Origin of the sequence: Desulfotruncus alcoholivorax DSM 16058, from assembly GCF_000430885.1 — a bacterium.
GTDB classification, from domain to species: domain Bacteria; phylum Bacillota; class Desulfotomaculia; order Desulfotomaculales; family Desulfallaceae; genus Desulfotruncus; species Desulfotruncus alcoholivorax.
Genome location: NZ_AUMW01000002.1, coordinates 1 through 20438 on the forward strand (window position 1 = coordinate 1; position 20438 = coordinate 20438).

Annotated in this window: 17 protein-coding genes, 1 rRNA gene and 1 other RNA gene; 1 reads left to right on the forward strand and 18 read right to left on the reverse strand. The window is 48.6% G+C overall.

The annotated features are described in order from the left end of the window. The 11 genes from H569_RS0101295 to hisS all read right to left on the reverse strand — a co-directional run. Window positions 1–123: ribosomal RNA gene (locus tag H569_RS0101295) — 16S ribosomal RNA — on the reverse strand; the annotation flags it as partial. A gap of 575 nt (window positions 124–698) precedes the next feature. Then, window positions 699–1796, reverse strand: a complete 1098-nt coding sequence (gene mnmA / locus H569_RS0101300) for a tRNA 2-thiouridine(34) synthase MnmA (RefSeq protein ID WP_027363485.1) — start codon at window positions 1794–1796, stop codon at window positions 699–701. An 18-nt stretch (window positions 1797–1814) separates the two neighbouring features. Then, on the reverse strand, window positions 1815–2183 hold the full coding sequence (gene nifU, locus H569_RS0101305) for a Fe-S cluster assembly scaffold protein NifU (RefSeq protein ID WP_027363486.1): 369 nt from the start codon (window positions 2181–2183) through the stop codon (window positions 1815–1817). Window positions 2184–2275: 92 nt separating this feature from the next. Continuing rightward, on the reverse strand, window positions 2276–3499 hold the full coding sequence (gene nifS, locus H569_RS0101310) for a cysteine desulfurase NifS (RefSeq protein WP_027363487.1): 1224 nt from the start codon (window positions 3497–3499) through the stop codon (window positions 2276–2278). A 27-nt stretch (window positions 3500–3526) separates the two neighbouring features. Next, entirely contained in the window at window positions 3527–3961 is a 435-nt protein-coding gene (locus H569_RS0101315; RefSeq protein WP_027363488.1) for an RrF2 family transcriptional regulator, read from the reverse strand. A 107-nt stretch (window positions 3962–4068) separates the two neighbouring features. Beyond that, a complete protein-coding gene (locus H569_RS0101320; protein WP_027363489.1) occupies window positions 4069–5385 on the reverse strand; it encodes a replication-associated recombination protein A in 1317 nt (438 codons plus the stop codon). Between the two features lie 272 nt (window positions 5386–5657). Further along, window positions 5658–5990: a thioredoxin gene (trxA, locus tag H569_RS0101325; protein WP_027363490.1), complete on the reverse strand. Its 333-nt coding sequence runs from the start codon at window positions 5988–5990 to the stop codon at window positions 5658–5660. A 196-nt stretch (window positions 5991–6186) separates the two neighbouring features. Next, entirely contained in the window at window positions 6187–6915 is a 729-nt protein-coding gene (locus H569_RS0101330) for a tRNA threonylcarbamoyladenosine dehydratase (protein WP_027363491.1), read from the reverse strand. 90 nt (window positions 6916–7005) lie between these two features. Further along, window positions 7006–7272, reverse strand: a non-coding RNA gene (gene ssrS, locus H569_RS21610) — 6S RNA. Window positions 7273–7400: 128 nt separating this feature from the next. Continuing rightward, window positions 7401–9185 (reverse strand): aspartate--tRNA ligase, encoded by a 1785-nt coding sequence (gene aspS / locus H569_RS0101335; protein WP_027363492.1) that lies wholly within the window; start codon window positions 9183–9185, stop codon window positions 7401–7403. Window positions 9186–9209: 24 nt separating this feature from the next. Beyond that, the gene (gene hisS / locus H569_RS0101340) at window positions 9210–10484 is read right to left on the reverse strand and encodes a histidine--tRNA ligase (protein WP_027363493.1); all 1275 of its coding nucleotides are present in this window, start codon (window positions 10482–10484) and stop codon (window positions 9210–9212) included. A 341-nt stretch (window positions 10485–10825) separates the two neighbouring features. Here hisS and H569_RS18875 point away from each other — a divergent pair, with 341 nt between their 5' ends. After that, window positions 10826–11101 (forward strand): DUF896 domain-containing protein, encoded by a 276-nt coding sequence (locus H569_RS18875; RefSeq protein ID WP_034629150.1) that lies wholly within the window; start codon window positions 10826–10828, stop codon window positions 11099–11101. Here the strand turns inward: H569_RS18875 and acsA are convergent. The 7 genes from acsA to H569_RS0101380 form a co-directional block, all read right to left on the reverse strand. Further along, complete coding sequence (gene acsA / locus H569_RS0101350; RefSeq protein ID WP_027363494.1) at window positions 11098–12783, reverse strand: acetate--CoA ligase; 1686 nt, start codon at window positions 12781–12783, stop codon at window positions 11098–11100. The two genes, H569_RS18875 and acsA, sit on opposite strands and share 4 nt — an antisense overlap. 379 nt (window positions 12784–13162) lie before the next feature. After that, entirely contained in the window at window positions 13163–13780 is a 618-nt protein-coding gene (locus H569_RS0101355) for an MBL fold metallo-hydrolase (protein ID WP_027363495.1), read from the reverse strand. Window positions 13781–13797: 17 nt separating this feature from the next. Further along, entirely contained in the window at window positions 13798–14415 is a 618-nt protein-coding gene (locus H569_RS0101360) for an MBL fold metallo-hydrolase (RefSeq protein ID WP_027363496.1), read from the reverse strand. Between the two features lie 21 nt (window positions 14416–14436). Further along, window positions 14437–14886, reverse strand: a complete 450-nt coding sequence (gene dtd, locus H569_RS0101365; RefSeq protein WP_027363497.1) for a D-aminoacyl-tRNA deacylase — start codon at window positions 14884–14886, stop codon at window positions 14437–14439. Next, window positions 14883–17081 carry a RelA/SpoT family protein gene (locus H569_RS0101370; RefSeq protein ID WP_027363498.1) on the reverse strand — a complete coding sequence of 733 codons (2199 nt, stop codon included), beginning with the start codon at window positions 17079–17081 and terminating at the stop codon, window positions 14883–14885. The genes dtd and H569_RS0101370 overlap by 4 nt, the downstream gene beginning before the upstream one ends. 15 nt (window positions 17082–17096) lie before the next feature. Then, window positions 17097–19760, reverse strand: a complete 2664-nt coding sequence (recJ, locus tag H569_RS21125) for a single-stranded-DNA-specific exonuclease RecJ (protein WP_051273110.1) — start codon at window positions 19758–19760, stop codon at window positions 17097–17099. A gap of 224 nt (window positions 19761–19984) precedes the next feature. Next, complete coding sequence (locus H569_RS0101380) at window positions 19985–20410, reverse strand: cupin domain-containing protein (RefSeq protein WP_081410832.1); 426 nt, start codon at window positions 20408–20410, stop codon at window positions 19985–19987. Between the last annotated feature and the right edge of the window lie 28 nt (window positions 20411–20438).

The following is a 20438-nucleotide window of genomic DNA, read 5'->3' on the forward strand; positions in this document are numbered from 1 at the left end:
GTTACTCACCCGTCCGCCACTAAGTCTAGCAAAAAGTAAGCTTCTTGCTATTCTCCGTTCGACTTGCATGTGTTAAGCACGCCGCCAGCGTTCGTCCTGAGCCAGGATCAAACTCTCAATGTATTTTTTTATAAAGAGTTTAATCTTTGCTCTCGTTTGAAATTACTCTTCAAAGCTTTTGCTTTGACGAGGTTCGTTTGCTTTGTTTGCGCTCGCGCGCAATCGCATCTCAACTCTGTTTAGTTTTCAAGGACCAACCGGCGTTCTCGGCCGGATCTTTATAGTATCACATCCGGTCGGCTGCGGTCAACCGGTATTTTCTGGTCGACTCGCTGCCATTTCCGTCCTGTGATCCTTTTCCCCGCCGCCACTCGCGCGGCGACATTTATTAATATATCACTTTGTTGCTTGCCCTGCAACAAGTAATTTCTACCAATGGGGCTAAATTATTATAACAAATTTTCACCGTTCTTTTATTTTTGTTGAAAATCCTCGAATTTCGCCCAAATAAAAGAGTGCGGGTTGCAATAAATCCACACTCACTAATTATCCCTCATGTGACCTTTGGATAATGATAAAGTATGCCTGGAGGTCAGGTGGATCCCCGCTAGTGATGAATAAAGAAAGGGGGCACACCTCCTTCGGAGGAATGTCCCCAACTGATATACGCACCCAAGAGAAAGGATGCCCGAGAAAATTTATTCCGTTAAAGCCTCTATGGTTCCGCCACCCAGTAGCTCCTCGCCGCGATAAAAAACAACTGCCTGCCCCGGTGTGATAGCTCTTTGAGGCCGGTCAAAATCAACCCTCAGCCTGTTACCTGAAACAGGTGTTAATGCAGCTGGTTGAGGCTTACTATTGTATCGTATCTGGGCCTCCACTTTTTCGACACCTGTTATTCCTTCCACTGCTATGTAGTTCAAGTTGCCTGCGATCAGGCTGTTTCTGTTTAACGCATCCTCGGTCCCAATAATCACTGCGTTTCGGGCAGGGTCAATACCTACAACGTAAACTCTTTCTCCCATGGCCAGGCCTAAGCCGCGCCTTTGTCCGATAGTGTAAAAGGCAATGCCCTCGTGGCGCCCGATTTCCTTTCCCTCCAGGTCAAGAAACGGGCCCGGCTTAATCTCATCACCAACATTTTCCCTTAAAAAATTGCGATAATCGTTATCGGTTACAAAACATATTTCCTGGCTTTCCGGTTTCTCAGCCACCTTTAGGCCCTTTTCGGCAGCCATGCGCCGAACCTCATCCTTGGTATAATCACCCAGTGGCATTAAAGTGTGAGCCAGTTGTTCCTGGGTCATGGTGTATAAAAAATAGGTCTGGTCCTTACGCGAGTCCCGCGCCTTTTTAATCGTATATCGCCCGGTGTCCCGGTTATAGCCAATTTTGGCATAATGGCCGGTCGCAACGTAATCGGCCTCCAGCGACATGGCTTTTCTCAGCAAAGCTTCAAATTTGATTTTACGGTTACAAACCACGCACGGATTTGGTGTTCTGCCGCGCAGGTATTCCCGACAAAAATCGTCCACCACAGTCTTTTTAAATAAATCGTGAAAATTTAGCACGTAATAGGGTATATCCAATTTGTTTGCCACAGCCCGGGCGTCCTCCACCGCAGAAAGCGAGCAGCAGCCGACAAAATCCCCGGCCACCTCGGTCTGACCGGGATCCCAAATCTGCATGGTAACACCAATTACCCTATAGCCCTGTTCAATTAAAAGAGCGGCGGTGACAGAACTGTCCACGCCGCCGCTCATAGCTACAACTACAAGTTTACCGGAATCATTCATCTGTAACTTACCACCCGGTTATTTTTGTTTGCTTTCATAATCTTTTATAGCCGCATGCAATGCATCTGCTGCAAGGTTGGAGCAGTGCATTTTTTTGGGCGGAAGTCCCCCGAGGGCTTCTGCCACTGCTTTATTGCTCAATTTAAGAGCTTCCTCAATGGTCTTACCTTTGGCCATTTCGGTTACCATACTGCTGGTTGCAATGGCGGCGCCGCAACCAAAGGTTTTAAATTTAATATCTTCGATAATTCCATCTTTGATTTTTAAGTAGATTTTCATGATATCCCCACAGGTGGGATTACCAACCTGGCCAACCCCGTCTGCATCCGGAATTTCGCCTACATTGCGCGGATTTTCAAAATGGTCCATTACCTTTTCTGTATACATACCCCGCATCCTCCCCGGAATATTTTTTACTTGAACTCCAGTATTTATACAAGATTAACCATGACGGCAAATAGATTGCCACACATATAACTTTACCTGTGACAGGAGGTACTGGCCTTGCACGCAGCACAGCTGCTTTCCATAACAAATTCGTTTTCCTGATCCAGCGGAGACATGGCCCTTAATCTTTCCACGATTGGAGGCATAACTTCCATAAAGTAATCAATATCTTCTTCAGTATTATCCCGCCCCAGAGTTATGCGAATGGAGCCGTGGGCCAACTCGTGGGGTATACCCATGGCCAGCAATACATGCGATGGCTCCAAAGAGCCGGAGGTACAGGCGGAGCCACTGGAAGCAGCAATCCCCTTCATGTCAAGGCTCAAGAGCATCGACTCACCCTCGATAAATTCAAAGCAGAAACTGGCATGGTTTGGCAGCCGCTTCGTTGGATGGCCTGTAAGCCTGGTGTAAGCAATATTATCCAGCACGTTTTTGATTAGTTTATCCCGCAGTCCGGCCAACCGGGTTGACTCCATTTTCAGCTCCTGAACAGCCAGCTCACAGGCCCGGCCCAGGCCAATAATACCCGGCACATTTTCGGTGCCCGCACGGCGCAGTCTTTCTTGTGCCCCACCATGGAACAGTGATTGTTTCCAACGGGTGCCCTTGCGCACATAAAGCGCGCCAACACCTTTAGGCCCGTAAATTTTATGGCCGCTAATCGATAACAAATCCACACCCAGGTCGTCAACATTCACTGGAATTTTGCCCATGCTCTGGACGGCGTCCGTATGGAAAAAGACACCTTTTTCTTTAGCCAGCGCAGCCATCTCTTTAATGGGCTGTATGGTGCCCACTTCGTTGCTGGCGTGCATGATACTGATTAATGTTGTTTTATCGGTAATAGCATTTGACAGGTCATCTATACTGACCATACCGTATTTGTCCACCGGCAATATGGTTACCGTAAAACCCTGCTTACCCAGCGCTTTAAAAGTATTTAAAACGGCATGATGCTCGATAGCCGAGGTAATAATATGGTTACCGCGGTTTAGGTTGAGCATGGCAACACCATGAATGGCCATATTATCTGATTCTGTGCCGCCACTGTTAAAAATAATTTCTTCCGGCTTTGCCCCAATTGAAGCCGCCACCTTTTCCCTGGCTTCTTCCAGCGCTTTGCGGGCCTGGCGGCCGAAATAATGCAGGCTGGTTGGATTGCCAAAGTTGTCAGCTAAAAATTTCTGCATTTCCTCTGCAACTTCCGGGCGGACCGGTGTCGTTGCACTGTGGTCAAAATAGACTCTGCGCACAGCTAAGTTCCTCCTTTAAGGGATTAATCATTGCTTGTTCTCCAGTAAGTTTTCAGCATCGCGCAACATATCGGCCAGGCTTATAGAGTCCATCACTTCCGCCAGCCTGTCCCTTACCTTGGCCCAAACGGTTCTGGTGATGCAAGAATCGGCCTGGGTGCACTCAGCAGGCTCAACTTCACTGACGCAGTCAACCGGCGCTATGGGGCCTTCCATAGCCCTGATGATATCACCCACTGTTATATTACCCGGTTCGCGGGCTAATATATAACCCCCCTGGGAGCCGCGGATACTTTTTACCAGGCCGGCTTTGCGCAAAATAGCTATTAATTGTTCCAGGTAGTTATCCGATATATTTTGTCGCTCGGCCACCGTTTTTAACGGGATGGGTTCAGAACCATAATGTTGGGCCAGGTCAAACATTGCCTTCAGTCCGTAGTGTCCCCTAGTGGACAGACGCAATTTCCCACCCCCTTTTAAATCAGACTTTTCAACTCGGAATTAAACAATAATATCTTAGCATTCCGATCGGATATTGTCAATTAGAAAACCTACTTTTTTACTCAGGTTTAACTGCGCAGTTTACGCAGCTTTTCGTTCAATTCCTTTTCCCGGCCCTGTTCCGACGGGAGGTAAAATTCCTTGTTTTTCAAGTTATCAGGGAGGTACTCCTGCTGTACCCAGTGTCCCGGGTAGTTGTGCGGGTATAGATACCCCTTTCCGTGACCTAACTTTTTGGCACCACTGTAGCTGGTATCCCTGAGGTGCAGCGGCACGGCGCCTGCACGCTCACCCCGCACCGCCTCCAGGGCGGATTCGATTCCCATATACGCCGCGTTGCTTTTAGGGGCCAGGGCGCAATATACAGCAGCCTCGGCGAGGATTATCCTTGCTTCCGGCATGCCTATGCGCTCCACCGCCTGGGCCGCCGAAGCAGCAATAACAAGAGCCTGCGGGTCAGCCAGCCCCACGTCTTCAGCCGCAAGTATCATTATCCTTCTGGCGATAAAAACCGGGTCATCGCCGGCATGCAGCAGCCGGGCCAGCCAATACAAGGTGGCCTGGGGGTCTGACCCCCGCATGCTTTTAATAAACGCGGAGGTGACGTCATAATGCTCGTCTTCCCGGTCGAACTGGATGACCCTGTTCTGGCATACATTGCGAACGGTGTCCTCTGTTATTACCCTAACCCCGTTATCTCCAGGCGGTGTGGTTAGAACAGCCATTTCCAGCACATTTAATGCAGTCCGGGCGTCCCCGTTGGCAAAGTTTACGATAATCTTGAGCACATCGCCGCTAAGGTCAACATTATAATCGCCCAAACCACGGTCTTTATCCAAAAGCGCCCTGTGAACGATCCTGGACAAGGCTGCACTGGACAACAACTCCAGGCGGTACATGAGTGACCGGGACAACAGCGGCCTGTTAACCGAAAACATTGGGTTCTCTGTTGTCGAGCCAATCAAGATAACAGTACCGTCCTCTACAAAAGGCAGTAAAGCGTCCTGCTGGGCTTTGTTAAAGCGGTGAATTTCGTCAATAAACATGACTGTTCGCCGCCCGTACATGGCGAGACGGTCCCCGGCCTGATCCACCACCCTGCGAATATCCGCAACCCCTGCCATGACAGCATTAATTTTTTCAAAATGGGCGCTGGTCATACCGGCAATAATATGGGCCAGCGTTGTTTTGCCCGTGCCAGGCGGCCCGAAAAAGATTACTGATTGCAGCGCCCCGCTGCCTATCAGCTGCCGCAGGGGGCGTCCCGGGCCCACTATACCGGTCTGCTCTTCAAATTCTTCCAGGGTCTGTGGACGCATGCGCAGCGCCAGGGGGGCCGATTTAGCCATATTTCGGGACGCCGCTTGCCGGAATAAATCTTCCATTGGGTTCACCCCTTACACCCCTTTTCCTCGCGTTTTGTCTATTTTCATTGTATCATAAAATGTTAGCTATTGGAACATATGTTCTTGATGGTAACCGTCATTTATTACCCACTTTATGAGCATACAGCCGGATGCAGAAGTGGGGGCCTTCCGCTGATAAATGATAAAAGCCGGAAACACCAGTTCCCGGCCTTGATAGCTATATAATCACCATTATTATTTATTATTGGCGGTTCCGCATTGCGAGCGCACCAAAGCATTATTGGGTGCGATTAAGCCACATACTTGTCAACAATGGCCTGCAGTTCCTTTTTAGTTCTAAAGCCTACAATTCTTTCAACTTCTTTGCCATCCTTAAAAATGATCAGTGTTGGGATGCTCACGACACTAAACTGAGTTGGCACGGATTTGTTTTCATCCACATTAAGTTTGGCGACTTTCAATTTGCCTTCATTATCCACAGCAATTTCTTCAACGACAGGGGCAATCATTTTGCAGGGTCCGCACCATTCAGCCCAGAAGTCAACTAATACAGGAATGTCCGAACCACTAACAAAATCCTTAAAATTAGCTTCCCCTAAAATACTAATCTTGTCGCTTGCCACAATACTCTCTCCTTTCGCAATCCCTGTGTTACTTAATTATTAAATGCATAACTACCATTCTTTCCATGCTGCTATAGCATTTTAAGAATTACTTACCTTACAAACCCCGGCCTATCTATTATATGTGATTACCAAACTTAAGTATTCACCCGTTTGTCCATGTCAATTATAATATTCCCGGTAAGAAAATGTCAATTCACCTGTCGGAAAAAATATCCAGAGAGAGCAACTTATCCACCACATACGCTGCCAGAATAAAACCCGCCACCGGCGGCACAAAAGAAATACTTCCCGGGACTTGCTTTTCGCCTGTATTTGCTACAGCTGTTGGACGAGGACATTCCATGGAGTAAACTACGGGTATATCAGCGTTGACTCCCGCAGCTTTGAGTTTTTTGCGCATCACTCTGGCCAGCGGGCAGACAGTAGTTTTCCATATACTTGATACTTTAAATGAGGTCGGATCCAATTTATTGCCCGCACCCATCGCCGAAACAATGGGCACCCCCCTGTTAACGCTTTCCCTAATCAGAGCCGCCTTGTTTTCTACATCATCAATGGCATCGATGATAAAATCTATGTTTTTCCCGTTAAATATTTCCGCAGCCGTTTCCGGGCTGAATTTCAATTGCAGGGCGTCCACAACCAGGCCGGGATTTATTTCCCGCAAGCGTAAAGCCATCAAACCGGTTTTCGGCTGGCCAACCGTACTGTTCAAAGCGTGTAATTGCCTGTTGATATTAGTAATATCCACAGTGTCATAATCAACAATAATTAAATTTCCCACCCCTGCCCGGGCCAGTGCTTCCGCTGCATAAGACCCGACGCCACCCAGTCCGAAAATCGCAACCGTGCTGACGGACAGTTTTTCCAATCCCGATCTGCCGATTAAGTATTCACAGCGGCGAAAAATTTCATAATTCATGAAAACACCACGCGTTTTGTAAACATTAATAAAAAGTTTCCAGGTCATCAACCAAAGTTGACCCTGGAAACTTGAATAAAACAGTACGGTTATAACCCCACTGTGCCGTGAGGGTATCCTCAAAGTTTTCTTGAACCTGTTCTCAAACAGGTGGGTGTCCTCCTGAGTGCTTCCTGTTTCCTCATAATTGGGGAACTTCTCCGAAGGAGGTGTGTTCCTTACCGTAATTGGGGACATTCCTCAGAAAGAGGTGTGTCCCCCTTCCTCTTGAGGTATACATTACACAGCCAGAGCCGGACTCCCATACAATAAGTGTTGGCTCAAAACTTCGAGGGGTCACGAACACCGCAGGGTGTGTTTATTAATGTGAATTTATATTAACATGTTTTCGACTTTTAAAGCAAGGGCTAACATCGGTTATTAATTTTTTATATTTTCTTCTAGTTATTTACTTTTTATACAAATGCGACTCCGCACAGCTTTTTCTATTTTTTTACAACGGTTTTAATGCTTAATTCCCTCAGTTGGCGCTCATCCACAGGTCCCGGTGCCATAGTCATTAAATCAGTGGCGCTTGCTGTCTTTGGAAAAGCAATTACATCCCGGATAGTTTTCTTACCGGCCAGCAGCATGATCAGCCGATCAAAGCCAAAGGCGATGCCACCGTGCGGCGGGGTACCGTACTCAAAAGCCTCCAGCATAAACCCAAACTTTTCATATGCTTCTTCCCTGGACAGACCTATGGCATCAAACATCATTTCCTGCACGTCCCGGCGGTTAATCCTAATGCTGCCCCCGCCAATTTCCACACCGTTCAGCACCATGTCATACGCCCTGGCCCTGACTTTACCCGGGTCCGTCTGCAGCAGCGGGATATCCTCTTCACGCGGCGAAGTGAAGGGGTGGTGCATTGCTGCCCAACGGTTTTCTTCCTCGTCGTATTCAAGCAGTGGAAAATCGGTAACCCACAAGAAGTTAAACTTGTTCGCCTGAATCAAGTTCATCCGCTCCGCTAAATGCAACCTCAATGCCCCCAGCACGGTTGCAGCCACATTTGGATTGTCGGCTACAAATAACAGCAGGTCACCGGGGGCTGCTTGCATTCGATCAATAATGATCTGAATTTCCCGGTCGCTGAAAAATTTGGTGATGGGGGACTTAACTCCTTCCGGGGTGACAATAAAGTAAGCCAGGCCGCGCGCCCTGTAGATAGAAACAAATTTTGTCAAATCATCAATATCCTTGCGGCTGAAACTGCCGCAGCCGGTGGCGTTGATCCCCTTGACCACACCGCCGTTTTCCACCGTAGAGTTAAATACCTTAAAGTCACACCTGCCTGCAAGATCAGTTATATCCACCAGTTCCATGCCAAACCTGGTATCGGGCTTGTCCGATCCAAAACGATCCATCGCCTCGCGGTAAGTCAGGCGCATAAAGGGTGTGGCAACTTCTATACCTGTAATGGCACGGCACAGCCCGGCAATCATATCCTCCATCAGGGATAAAACGTCTTCAACATCAACAAAGGACATTTCTATATCTATTTGGGTAAACTCCGGCTGCCGGTCGGCCCGCAGATCCTCATCCCTGAAACACTTTACTATTTGATAATACCTGTCCATGCCTGCAACCATTAAAATCTGTTTAAACTGCTGGGGAGATTGGGGCAAGGCGTAAAAACGCCCGGGATTCAAGCGGCTGGGCACAAGGTAATCCCTGGCCCCCTCAGGGGTGCTGCGGATAAGCATGGGTGTTTCAATTTCCCAGAAACCGTTTTTATCCAGAAAATCACGAACTAATTTACTGGCACGGTATCTAAGTTCCATGGCACGCTGCATTTCAGGGCGGCGCAGGTCCAGGTACCGGTAGCGCAGGCGCAGGTTCTCATCAACATCAATCCCGTCTTCAATGTAAAACGGCGGGGTCTTGGCGCGGTTGAGCACTCTGAGCTCATCCACCATTACTTCAACCTCTCCGGTGCTCAAATTGGGATTGGCTGTTCCTTCCGGCCTCAGCCTAACCTTGCCGACGACAGCAAGCACGTACTCACTGCGCACTCCCTCTGCCTTTTCAAAAGATTCCCGGTTAATATCGGGGCTGAAAACCACCTGAATCAAACCGGTCCGGTCCCGCAAATCTACGAAAATCAGGCCGCCGTGATCACGACGAGTATCTACCCATCCTGTTAGTGTCACAATTTGGCCTTCCTCACGGGCGGATAGCTGCCCGCAGTAATGGGTGCGTTTAATGCCTTGCATTGAGTCAATCATTTTATAAACCTCCAAAAAAATTCGTCAGTCACAGCAGCCGTTTAATAGTTCTTTTAAAACTTTAATCACGTCTTGTCTGGCAACTTCCCGCTGGCTGCCCGCCGCCATGTCGCGCAACGACACGCAGCCGCGCCCCATTTCCTCTTCGCCAAGAATAATGGTATAAAGCGCCTCTACCTTTGCGGCATACTTCATCTGGGCTTTAAGACTTCGTCCCTGGTAATCCATGTCGGAAGCAACACCCGCAGCCCGGAGTTCCGCCAGGAGCTTAAAGCCTTCCCTGGCCGGCTCATCTCCGGCAGTGGCCAGGAATACATCCGGTCCGGCTTTGATTGCAGGTATCAGCCCCCTGTTTTCCATGGCCAATATAATTCTTTCAATCCCCAGCGCAGCTCCTATGCCCGGTATGGATGGTCCGCCGCAGGCCTCAACCAGCCCGTTATACCGCCCGCCTCCGCCTACTGAGCTTTGTGCGCCAATATCCGGAGCCATTATTTCAAAAGCGGTGTGGGTATAATAATCCAGACCGCGAACCAAACTTTTGTTTAATACAAAAGGAACACCTAAATCGCGCAAATACTGTTGAACCTGCAAAAAGTGCTGTTCACAATCGGGACACAAACAATCAACTGTTGTGGGTGCCGTTTTAGCTAATTCAGCACATCTTTCACTTTTACAGTCAAGTATACGCAGCGGGTTGCGCTCATACCTGTTTTTACAATTGGGGCATAGTTCCTCCAGTGACGGGCGGAAATATTCTTGCAGCGCCCTGCGCACCCCGGGCCTGCAGTTCGGGCATCCCACGCTGTTAACATGCAATTCCAGATCATTCAGCCCTAACCTGCCATAAAAATCCATCACCAATGCCATTACTTCCGCGTCCACCGCAGGGTGATGCGAGCCAAACACTTCCACCCCAAATTGGTGAAACTGTCTGTAACGACCGGCCTGTGGGCGGTCATATCTAAACATGGGGCCTGAATAATATAGCTTTACGGGTTGTGGGCCGGCATAAAGCTTGTTTTCCAGGTAGGCCCGGGCCGCAGCCGCAGTCCCTTCAGGACGCAGGGTAATGCTCCGCCCACCCCGGTCTTTAAAAGTGTACATTTCCTTTTCCACGATATCGGTATCTTCCCCCACACCCCGTATAAACAGCTCGGTATGTTCAAAAATGGGGAGGCGTATTTCACGGTACCCGTAATCTCTGAAAACCCGGGCGGCAACACTCTCTACATACTGCCATTTCTCAACCTGCCCCGGTAAAATGTCTGCGGTCCCTCGCGGACGCGTAGTCAGCATAGTTGTTCCTCCTTTAACCAACAGAAAACTCCCGTATCCGCGCAGGAAACGGGAGGGCAGGCCTGCAAGCCTGCTTGTGCATACCAATCCAATTTTATGTAATATCGTGATTTTTGTCAACCTGAGCACGATAAACCCATTTGCAGCACTTTTGCTGCGAGTGCAACGCTTTTGTCATTGCGAGCGCAGCGAAGCAATCTCAAGCTGGGATTGCCACGTCGCTTCGCTCCTCGCAATGACAAATAAGGCTACTTTAGTTAAGTAGATACCCGGTTTGTTTGATCTTGAACGTGCGTTTTTTATAAGCGGGTGGTATAATGCAAAATACGAGGTGATACACCATGACCAGCATGGAACTGGTAAATCGGATCAACTACCTGGCCCGGAAAGAACGTTATGAAGGATTAACCGCAGAGGAAAAAGAAGAGCAGCAAAAGTTGCGTCGTCAATATCTGGACAGCATCAGGCAGCAGATGATAGACGCCCTTGAAGGTGCGGGTTACCAAAAAAGACATGACACCCACTGCGGGTGTCAAAATAGGAAAGGGGACACACCTCCCCTTAAGGGTCAAGCCTTGGGGATGGAGGTATGTCCCCAACGTAAGCGGGACCACTAACGTTTTCCTAATTCCAACGCCCAGCCCCGGAGCACTTTACGGTCAACTTTACCGTCCGGGGTTTTGGGTATGCTTTCCTTAACCTCAAATTGCCTGGGTGAAGCATGAGCAGCAAGGCCGGTTTTTACATAGTTACGCAGTTCCTGGGCCAAATTTTCCGACCAGGTGAAACCCTGGTTTAACACAATATAAGCCTTAACGATTTCACCCCTGATCTTATCCGGCTTGCCGGCTACACCGGCATCTTTAACAGCCGGATGCTCCTTTAATTTCTTTTCAACTTCCCACGGTCCGACCCTTTCCCCGGCAGTATTAATAATTCCATCCACCCGGCCTTGAAAGTAAAAGTAACCGTCCTCGTCCATGTACGCAGCATCCCCGGATATAAACCAGGGCTTTAATCGAAAATACTCCAAATATTTTTGATGATTGCCCCATACATCCCGTGCCATGGCAGGCCAGCCGGCCTTGATGGCCAGGTTTCCGATGCGATAGGGCGGCAGTTCATTCCCCAGGTCATCCACCACGGCAGCCTTAATCCCCGGAACCGGCTTTCCGATCGATCCCAATTTAATATCAAGGCATCGAAAGTTGCAAATCATATTCATCCCGGTTTCGCTCATCCACCAGGTATCGTAGATCGGAATACCAAAGGCAGCCTGGCTCCACTGCATGACATCTTCCGTAAGCGGTTCTCCCACGCTTAAAATATGCCTCAACCTGTTCAGATCATATTTACCGTAAGTATCTTTGCCTGCCGCGATAATCATCCTAAAGGCTGTAGGAGCACTGTACCAAACGCTGACACGGTACTTTTGAAGCACCTCACACCACCGTGCCGCATCAAAACGCCCCCCCTTAACCAAAACAGTAACACCATGCAGCCAGGGAGCCAGAAAGCCATAAGCTATTCCCGTAATCCAGCCGGGGTCGGCAGTACACCAGTAAACATCATCAGCTTTTAAATCGTGCACCCAATTTGCTGTAACCCATAAGCCGGGAGCACAACCGTGCACATGAACCAAGCCCTTGGGCTGACCGTCCGCACCGGCTGCATACAGTATGAACAGGGGATCTTCCCTGTCTACAGGACAATAGCCGGACTCGGAAGAAGCCATACCAACTTCCGAGTGCCAATCAAGCGTTCCCTGATACTGGCCCCCCTTGGTCAACAAAATAGTCTTGAGCTCCGGTAATTCTTGCTTCGGCACGCGGGCCAATAAATCAGCGTTTGTTACCAGCGCGGCAGCTGCACTATCCAGAAGTCTTTCTTTAACTGCATCTTCCATAAAAGCTTCAAAAATTGGAACCACTACCAAACCTTTTTTAACTGCCCCCAGAAAGCTTATGTATAATTCCGGGGTGCGGGGCAGAAACAACGCAATCCTGTCTCCTTTGCCCAGACCGCATTTATCCAGCACATTAGCAAACTTATTCACTTGCCTTTGCAGTTGAGAGAATGTATAGCTTTCTTGCCTTTCATCTCCTTCATAATAAAGAGCTATCTTGTCTCCCAACCCCCTGGAGATATTTTTTTCCAGAACATGATAACTAATGTTGGCCTCTTTTGCTTCACCATAAAACTCTCTTATTGATTCTTCAAAGTTAAAATTGAGCACTAATTCACTATAGTTCATTAAATTATGATCGCCCGGTAATGCTCCAATAATTGTTTTATTCATCAGACAGACACCCCCATTAATATAAATACTAGGAGCAAACTTAATATTCCTGCAATTTTGATTTTTCAAATTACTAAATAAAAGGATTTACTTGTGAGTGCACTGAAAAATATATTCGATCAGGGACATATTTCTCAACGGTTAATGCAAAGGCAGATTAGAAAAAAGGGACAAGGGAAAAAGGGCCGGCGGTCCCCTCCGCGCGCTGCGCAATTTCCGTTACTGTCATTGCGAGAGCAACGAAGCAATCTGGGTGTGTCCACTTTCCTATAATTGAGATTGCTTCGTCGCTTCGCTCCTCGCAATGACCGGCTAACTATATTTTCACCCTTCTGCTTGCGCCGCGTTATCGGCATGGGGTCTACCTAAAAAATTGCGGTTATAAGAACGGATTATACTTTTTCTCTGCCCCTATGGTGGAAGCCGGCCCGTGTCCGGGGTAAACTTTAGTTTCATCCGGGAATTGCAGCAGTTTTGTTTTAATTGATTTAATCATTACATTGTGGTTGCCGCCAGGAAAATCAGAACGCCCTACGGAGCCCGCAAAAAGCGTATCTCCTGTGATCAAATTGTTGCCAACCTTAATACAGATTCCTCCCGGAGTATGTCCCGGAGTATGTAATATTTCCAGGTTAACATTCCCCACATTCACCCGGTCACCATCTTCCAGCAACCGGTCGGCTTGTTTGCATTTTATAGCTGAACCCATAAACAACGATAAATTGTGAGCCGGATTGGTTAACATTGGAGCATCGTTCTTGTGAACGAGCACCTCTGCGCCGGTTGCCTGCCGCACTTCATTTAAAGCGCCAATATGGTCGATATGTCCGTGAGTAAGAATAATATACTGGCACTTTAATTTAATTTCCTCCAGTTTGGCAAGTATGCGCTTACCCTCGGCCCCGGGATCAACCACCGCCGCAACGCGTTTTTCATTGCAGCCGATAATATAGCAATTGGCATCCATCGGCCCTACTCCAAAACCCTCTAATATCACAATAATCCCTCCAAGCCTTACTGTAGAAAAGGGTTAAACCGCCTTTCGTTCCCTATGGTGGACGAAGGTCCATGCCCGGGATAAACCCCGGTCTCGTCCGGAAAAACCAGCAGTCGTTCCTTGATTGAATTGATTAAATCGGTATAACTGCCTCCGGGAAAATCAGTCCGCCCAATTGATTCAGCAAAAAGGGTGTCACCGGTAATTAAGATATTCCCGATATCCAGGCAAATTCCACCCGGAGTATGACCAGGCGTATGGATAACCTTGATCTTAATGGTGCCCACCTCAATTTCATCCCCATGCTGCAAAGTGCGGTCGGCATTCCCCGGCTTGATCTCCCCAACAGGCAAAGCAGAAAAACGGCCGGGGTTAACTAACCTGCCAGCGTCCGCGGCATGAATCAACACCAGGGCCCCGGTGGCAGCCCTGACCTCTCCAACATCTCCAATATGGTCCATATGACCGTGCGTAAGAATTATGTACCGGCAGTTTAAATTTAACTTTTTTAATTCGTCGAGCACCCTCTCACTTTCCGCCCCCGGATCCACCACTGCTCCAATGCCGGTTTTCTCGCAGCCGATAATATAACAATTAGTGCCTAACATCCCTACTACCAGTGCTTTTAATATCATATTCCCCTCCGGTAAAATTTTCTAAAAATTTTTTTTACTTTCAAGCAATAATGTTACCGGGCCGTCATTCATAATTTCCACCAGCATGTGTTCCTGAAAATAGCCGGAAGCGACCCTCAAGCCCGTTAATTCAATTTCTTTTACGTATTCCAGGTATAGTTCGCGTGCCCGTTCCGGTGGCGCCGCATCACTGAAGCCCGGCCTGCGGCCCTTACGGCAATCACCATACAAAGTAAACTGGGACACCACCAAAAGCTCCCCGCCAATATCCTGAACGGACAGATTCATCTTGCCGGCACCGTCTTCAAACACCCGCAGATTAACGGTTTTATCCACCAGATAACGCACATCCCCCAAATTGTCTTCCCTGCCCACGCCCAGCAGCACCATCAAACCCCGGCCGATGGCGTGTCTTTCCCTGCCTGGTGCGCTAACGGCAGCGCCGGCAACTCTTTGCACCACCGCCCTCAATTGTTTTCCCTCGCTTTGATCATTGATTTACCCCTCCGGTGCACACTGTATACATCTTTGACCCGGCTGAATTTACCCATAATATGGTCCAGTTGCTCAATATTTTTCACTTCCAACAGCATTTCAACAACTCCGGTATTGTCCTTGCGGCCCCGGGCGGTAACCCAGTTGGCATTGATTTTCATCTCCGATAAAACAGACATAATATCGTTCAAGAAACCGGCCCGGTTAGTTCCTTCGATTTCCAGCCGCACCTGGAAGGGAGAGTGGAAATCTTTATCCCAGGCCACTTCCACCAGCCTGTCGGGGTCGTTGAGCAAAGACTCTACATTGTGGCAGTCTTCACGGTGAATAGAAACCCCCCTGCCACGGGTAACATAACCCACAATTTCGTCCCCGGGTACCGGGTTACAGCAATGCGCCAGCCTGATCAGTAAATTATCAACACCACGCACCCGGATACCCTGGGTTGGTTTACCCCAGGAAGGCAGGGCCCGCGGTTCCTGTTGCAGCACAGCTTCCAATTCTTTACGGGCCGATTCCTTTTTTTCTTCCCGGTAAGTTTCTTCCCGCAGCTTATTAACAATGCTGGCGGCGGAAAAGGTGCCGTCACCGACAGCGGTGTAAACATCGTCAAGGTCCGCCAGGTTCATTTTTTTTCCAAACTCAAGTAGTTTATCATTCTTGATCAGGTCAGCATCAAGGCCCTGTTTTTTAATCTCCCTTTCCAGCAAGTCCCGGCCCTTGGCTATATTCTCTTCCCGCTGCTCCTTTTTAAACCATTGTCTTATTTTTGTTTTGGCCTGAGAGGTTTTAACAATCTTTAACCAATCGCGACTTGGCCCGTGGCTTTGTTTGGAGGTCAACACCTCCACCCTGTCGCCGTTTTTAAGCGTATAGTCAAGAGGTACAATTTTATTGTTTACTTTAGCCCCCACGCAGGTATGCCCGACCTGGGTGTGCACCCTGTAGGCAAAATCAAGCGGAGTTGATCCGCCTGGAAGTTCCATAACGTCGCCTTTAGGTGTGAATACGAACACCACATCGGCAAATATATCTATCTTTAAACTCTCCATGAATTCCCTGGCGTCTTTTAAATCCTTCTCCCAGTCCAGAATTTGCCTGAGCCAGCTAAGCCTGCGTTCAAAGTCACCGTCTTTGCCCCTTCCTTCTTTATATTTCCAGTGAGCGGCAATGCCATATTCAGCGGTACGGTGCATATCCCAGGTTCTAATTTGGATTTCCAGCGGATCTCCTTGCGGACTAACCACCGTTGTATGCAATGACTGGTACATGTTGGATTTGGGCATGGCAATATAATCCTTAAACCGGCCGGGAATGGGCACCCACATGGTATGAACGGTTCCCAGCACGGCATAGCAATCACGCACGGAATCTACAAGCACCCTAACTGCCATAACATCATATATTTGGTTAAACTCCAGCTGCTGTTTTTCCATTTTCTGATAAATACTATAAAGGTTTTTGGGCCGGCCTAAAATTTCTGCGTTTATTTTAACCTCTTTAAGCTTTGCTTTTAAAATATCGATGATATAGTTTATATACTCCTCACGCTTATCACGTGTTCGCGCGACAAGGTCGGCCAGTTCATAATATTTTTCAGGGTTGCTGAAACGAAAAGCAAGGTCCTCCAACTCCCATTTAAGCCGGTAGATACCAAGACGGTGGGCTAAAGGGGCAAAAATCTCAAGGGTTTCCAGCGCAATTTCCCGCTGTTTATGTTCCTGGTGGAATTGCAGTGTGCGCATATTATGCAGCCGGTCAGCCAGCTTAATCAAGACCACCCTGATATCACGGGCCATGGCCAGAAACATTTTACGCAGGTTTTCAACCTGACGATCCTCCTTGGACCGGTATTCCAGGCGGCTTAACTTGGTGACCCCGTCCACCAGTTTCGCCACTTCCGGCCCGAAGTTCTTCTCCAGGTCTTCCAAAGTAACCCCGGTGTCCTCAACAGTGTCGTGCAGCATCCCGGCCATTAACGTATCCACGTCCATTTCCAGATCAGCAAGTATAAATGCGATGGCCAGGGGATGGTTAATGTAAGGCTCGCCGGAAATCCGCTTCTGCCCGTCATGCGCCCGTTCAGCAAAGGTATAAGCCAGCCTTAAAGCGTCCAGGTCGGCATTGGGATTATAATGTATTACTTTTTGGATTACGTCGTCCAAATTCATAGTTCACGCCCCGCTTTAGTTTAGCGCCCTGTTTATCCAATCCAAACCTTTTACCTTTATGTTACGGACACCGTCATAGGTTGGTGATTCCATTAGATCCTTTTTTTGGTTTCCGGCGGGCAATAATTTATATTTTAGCATACCGTTTTGCCACCGATATTGCAATAAGTTCAAATCGGCAAATACGGCTGCCGCTACTGCAAGGGTTATGCACGAAGAAATATTAACTCCTTCCCTGACTAACGCGGCAATAACATCGGATTTACGGAATTCACCCTCTCCCTTCCGGGCATTCGCTCTTAATAGAGCGTAAAATAAAGCCAGTACGTCCCGTTCCGGAGCAATCTCCTCCAGGTGCCCGCGGTTTTCTTCCCAGTCCTCTGTTGTGTATAACGCTTCCAGTTTTCCGGAATAACCCTTAACCACCGCCCAGTCCATCTCTGTTGCAGGCGGGCTTATAAGAATAGCTCTGCCGAAAATTTTGCCCCACTTGTCAAGTTGAGTAATTGAGCCATAAGTAGCCACAACTACGCCTGTTTCGCCCTGCTCGATGCACGCTAATTCATTAAGTGCAGCTTCAGGAGGCATAAAGCCGTGGATATAGGCAAGTTTTTCGGCACATCCGCGGTTGTAATCCTTCAGGTGACGAAAGATTTGCAAAGTTTGACGGGCACAATTAACCAGTAAAATTGTTCGCCCGTCTTTTACAGCAAAGCGTGAAATAATTCCCGTCCGACCAACTCTGCATCGCTCCGAGCCGTTTTTGGGCGGTGCTGTTGCAGGAACAGCAACAACACTAAATACGGCCTTTAATATCTCCAACTCGGGTGGGATATTGTGGTTTTGGTTGATTAGAATTTTTTTTAACGCGCCTGCAAGGCTTTCGGGCACTAAAACCAGATCACCCGCCAACCGCATGCTGTCATCTTGGAGTGACCGGTAGCCTGAATTTTCCGCAGCCTCACCCGTACCAGGTTTCTGCAAATCCCTAACTTCAACCTGCAGGGTTTGCCTGCCCTGCCAGCTATTTACGGAAGGAGTAAACGCAACACTTACTTCCCTCCCTGCTGCCAGTTCCTCAGCATATTTACCAAGATTGAAACCGATTCCGTCGATAATTTTATTCTGCTGGCTTAACAGCATTTTCAAATGGGCATTCTTCTTACCCACACCGCGGCAATTCACCAGTTTAACCTTTGACATACCGAACACCGGGCCGGGGTTTCCATGTCCGTAAGGCTGCAGCTGTTCAATTTCGTTAACCAGATCGCAGGTAATATCTTCAAGGGATACCAGTGCATCAAGCTCTAGAACAGGGCTTTGTATTTCATCATTCAAAACTTGTTCGGCATAACTGTTGATTTTGTCCCTGAATTCGTCAATCTTGTTGATCTCGACCGAAAAACCGGCAGCCATGGCATGCCCGCCGAAGCCCAGCAAAGTCTCGGAACAGAATTCCAGTGCCTGGTACAGGTTAAACCCTTCGATACTTCTGGCCGACCCCTTGCCATGGCCATCCTCCTGGCAGGCAATTAACAAAACAGGTTTATAAAACCGGTCTGTTAATTTTGACGCCACGATCCCGATTACGCCCGGATGCCAGTTGGGAGAAGCCAGCACCAGCACTTTTTGTTCAGCCAGCCACGGTTCCCCATCCAGCATACCCAGCGCTTCCGCCAAAACCAATGTCTCCATCTGCTGCCGCTCCTGGTTCTCCCTGTTTAAACAGGCCGCAATTTCCATAGCCCTTTCGTGTTCTTTACATAACAACAGTTCCACTGCCAGCGAAGCGTCACCCATTCGCCCGGCAGCGTTTATTCTTGGTGCTAATATAAATCCTACTTCCCTGGTGCCCAGCGCTTCTTTCTTAATGCCGGCCACGGCAAACAGCGCCTGCAAACCCGGCCTTTGGCTGCCGGCCAGGCGCGGAAGGCCATGTCTGACCAGAATGCGATTCTCCCCCGTCAAAGAAACAATATCAGCTACTGTACCCAGGCATACAAGGTCCAGGTATTCCTCCCAGGCGTTGGGCAGACCTGACCGTTCAAGCAGTGCCTGCCCGAATTTTAAAGCCACTCCCACGCCGGCCAAGTCCCTGAAAGGATAGCTGCAATCCGCCCGCTTCGGGTTGACCACCGCGGCCGCGGCAGGCAATACCGGGGGAGGTTCATGGTGATCTGTGATAATGATTAAAGGCCCCCCGCTCCTATTTGCCGCTTCTACCTCGGCAACCGCGCTGATGCCGCAATCCACAGTGATGACAAGATCAACCCCGGACTCATGGAATTTTTGCAGTACCCGGGCGTACAGGCCATAACCCTCTTCAACCCTGTGGGGAATGTAATACTCGACGTTGCCTCCCAGCCTGCGGATAATTTCCACCAGCAAGGCGGTTCCGGTTACTCCGTCCACATCGTAATCACCGTAGACAAGAATTTTGCTACCTTGCCGCAGAGCTTTCATGGTTATCTCAACGGCAGCAGGCAGATCCTTCATCAGCGCCGGCGGGTGAAGCCTCCGCACAGGTGTTTCCAAAAATTCCCTGGCCGCTTCAAGCGTATAAATACCTCTATTGATTAGTAACTGGGCCATCAAAGGTGATACCCCCAGTTTTCGTGCAAATACAAGCTGTAGAACCGGTTCTGTTTTTCTCACCAGCCATTTTCTGGTTTTATTCATCTTTCCTCCGCCAGTCAATTAATTAAGCTACATAGATTATAATAGACCTTCAAGTTCATGGCAAATGAATCCACTCGCTCCAATCGTATGAAACGCCGGCCGTGCTTTCCACGTGTTAGAGGCCCGTCAAAACAACGGGCCTCTTTATATTTCATTTTACCGATTATTCGCCAAGCAAAAGTAAACAGTTGAGATTGCTTCGCTACGCTCGCAACGACAAAAGCTTAAACTTCATATGATCTGATCATTACCAGCATCATTTTAAATTTTTTTACAGCCTTCAAAGCGTGTGGTTGGTTGGCGGGCATAATAATCATTTCGCCGGCTCTTAAATGGTTTACTTTACCCGATATAACCACCTCGGCCTCACCATCAACCAGATAAACCATCGCGTCAAAAGGAGCTGTGTGCTCGCTGAGTCCCTGTCCCTGGTCAAAGGCGAACAAAGTTACCGTCCCGGCCTTTTTGTCGATCAGAGTCCTGCTAACAACTGAGCCGTCCTGGTAACCAATTAAGTCATTAAGTTGTTGTTTAGACGCTTCTACCAGATTGATCACCCCCAACCTTACTATCTCGAATAAACAAAGAGGGTGGTATTCCGCTGATGCTACGGCATTAGGGTTATGTACATTCCCGCTTGTGCAATACATTACCCCAAAAAGGTTATAATATGCGCTT

Bases quoted from the DNA above. Each gene is read 5' to 3' on its own strand.
- mnmA (WP_027363485.1), bottom strand. From the start codon at position 1,796: ATGAATGATTCCGGTAAACTTGTAGTTGTAGCTATGAGCGGCGGCGTG.
- nifU (WP_027363486.1), bottom strand. From the start codon at position 2,183: ATGTATACAGAAAAGGTAATGGACCATTTTGAAAATCCGCGCAATGTA.
- H569_RS0101320 (WP_027363489.1), bottom strand. From the start codon at position 5,385: ATGGAAGATTTATTCCGGCAAGCGGCGTCCCGAAATATGGCTAAATCG.
- H569_RS0101330 (WP_027363491.1), bottom strand. From the start codon at position 6,915: ATGAATTATGAAATTTTTCGCCGCTGTGAATACTTAATCGGCAGATCG.
- aspS (WP_027363492.1), bottom strand. From the start codon at position 9,185: ATGATTGACTCAATGCAAGGCATTAAACGCACCCATTACTGCGGGCAG.
- hisS (WP_027363493.1), bottom strand. From the start codon at position 10,484: ATGCTGACTACGCGTCCGCGAGGGACCGCAGACATTTTACCGGGGCAG.
- H569_RS18875 (WP_034629150.1), top strand. From the start codon at position 10,826: ATGACCAGCATGGAACTGGTAAATCGGATCAACTACCTGGCCCGGAAA.
- acsA (WP_027363494.1), bottom strand. From the start codon at position 12,783: ATGAATAAAACAATTATTGGAGCATTACCGGGCGATCATAATTTAATG.
- H569_RS0101360 (WP_027363496.1), bottom strand. From the start codon at position 14,415: ATGATATTAAAAGCACTGGTAGTAGGGATGTTAGGCACTAATTGTTAT.
- H569_RS0101370 (WP_027363498.1), bottom strand. From the start codon at position 17,081: ATGAATTTGGACGACGTAATCCAAAAAGTAATACATTATAATCCCAAT.
- recJ (WP_051273110.1), bottom strand. From the start codon at position 19,760: ATGAATAAAACCAGAAAATGGCTGGTGAGAAAAACAGAACCGGTTCTA.
- H569_RS0101380 (WP_081410832.1), bottom strand. From the start codon at position 20,410: ATGTATTGCACAAGCGGGAATGTACATAACCCTAATGCCGTAGCATCA.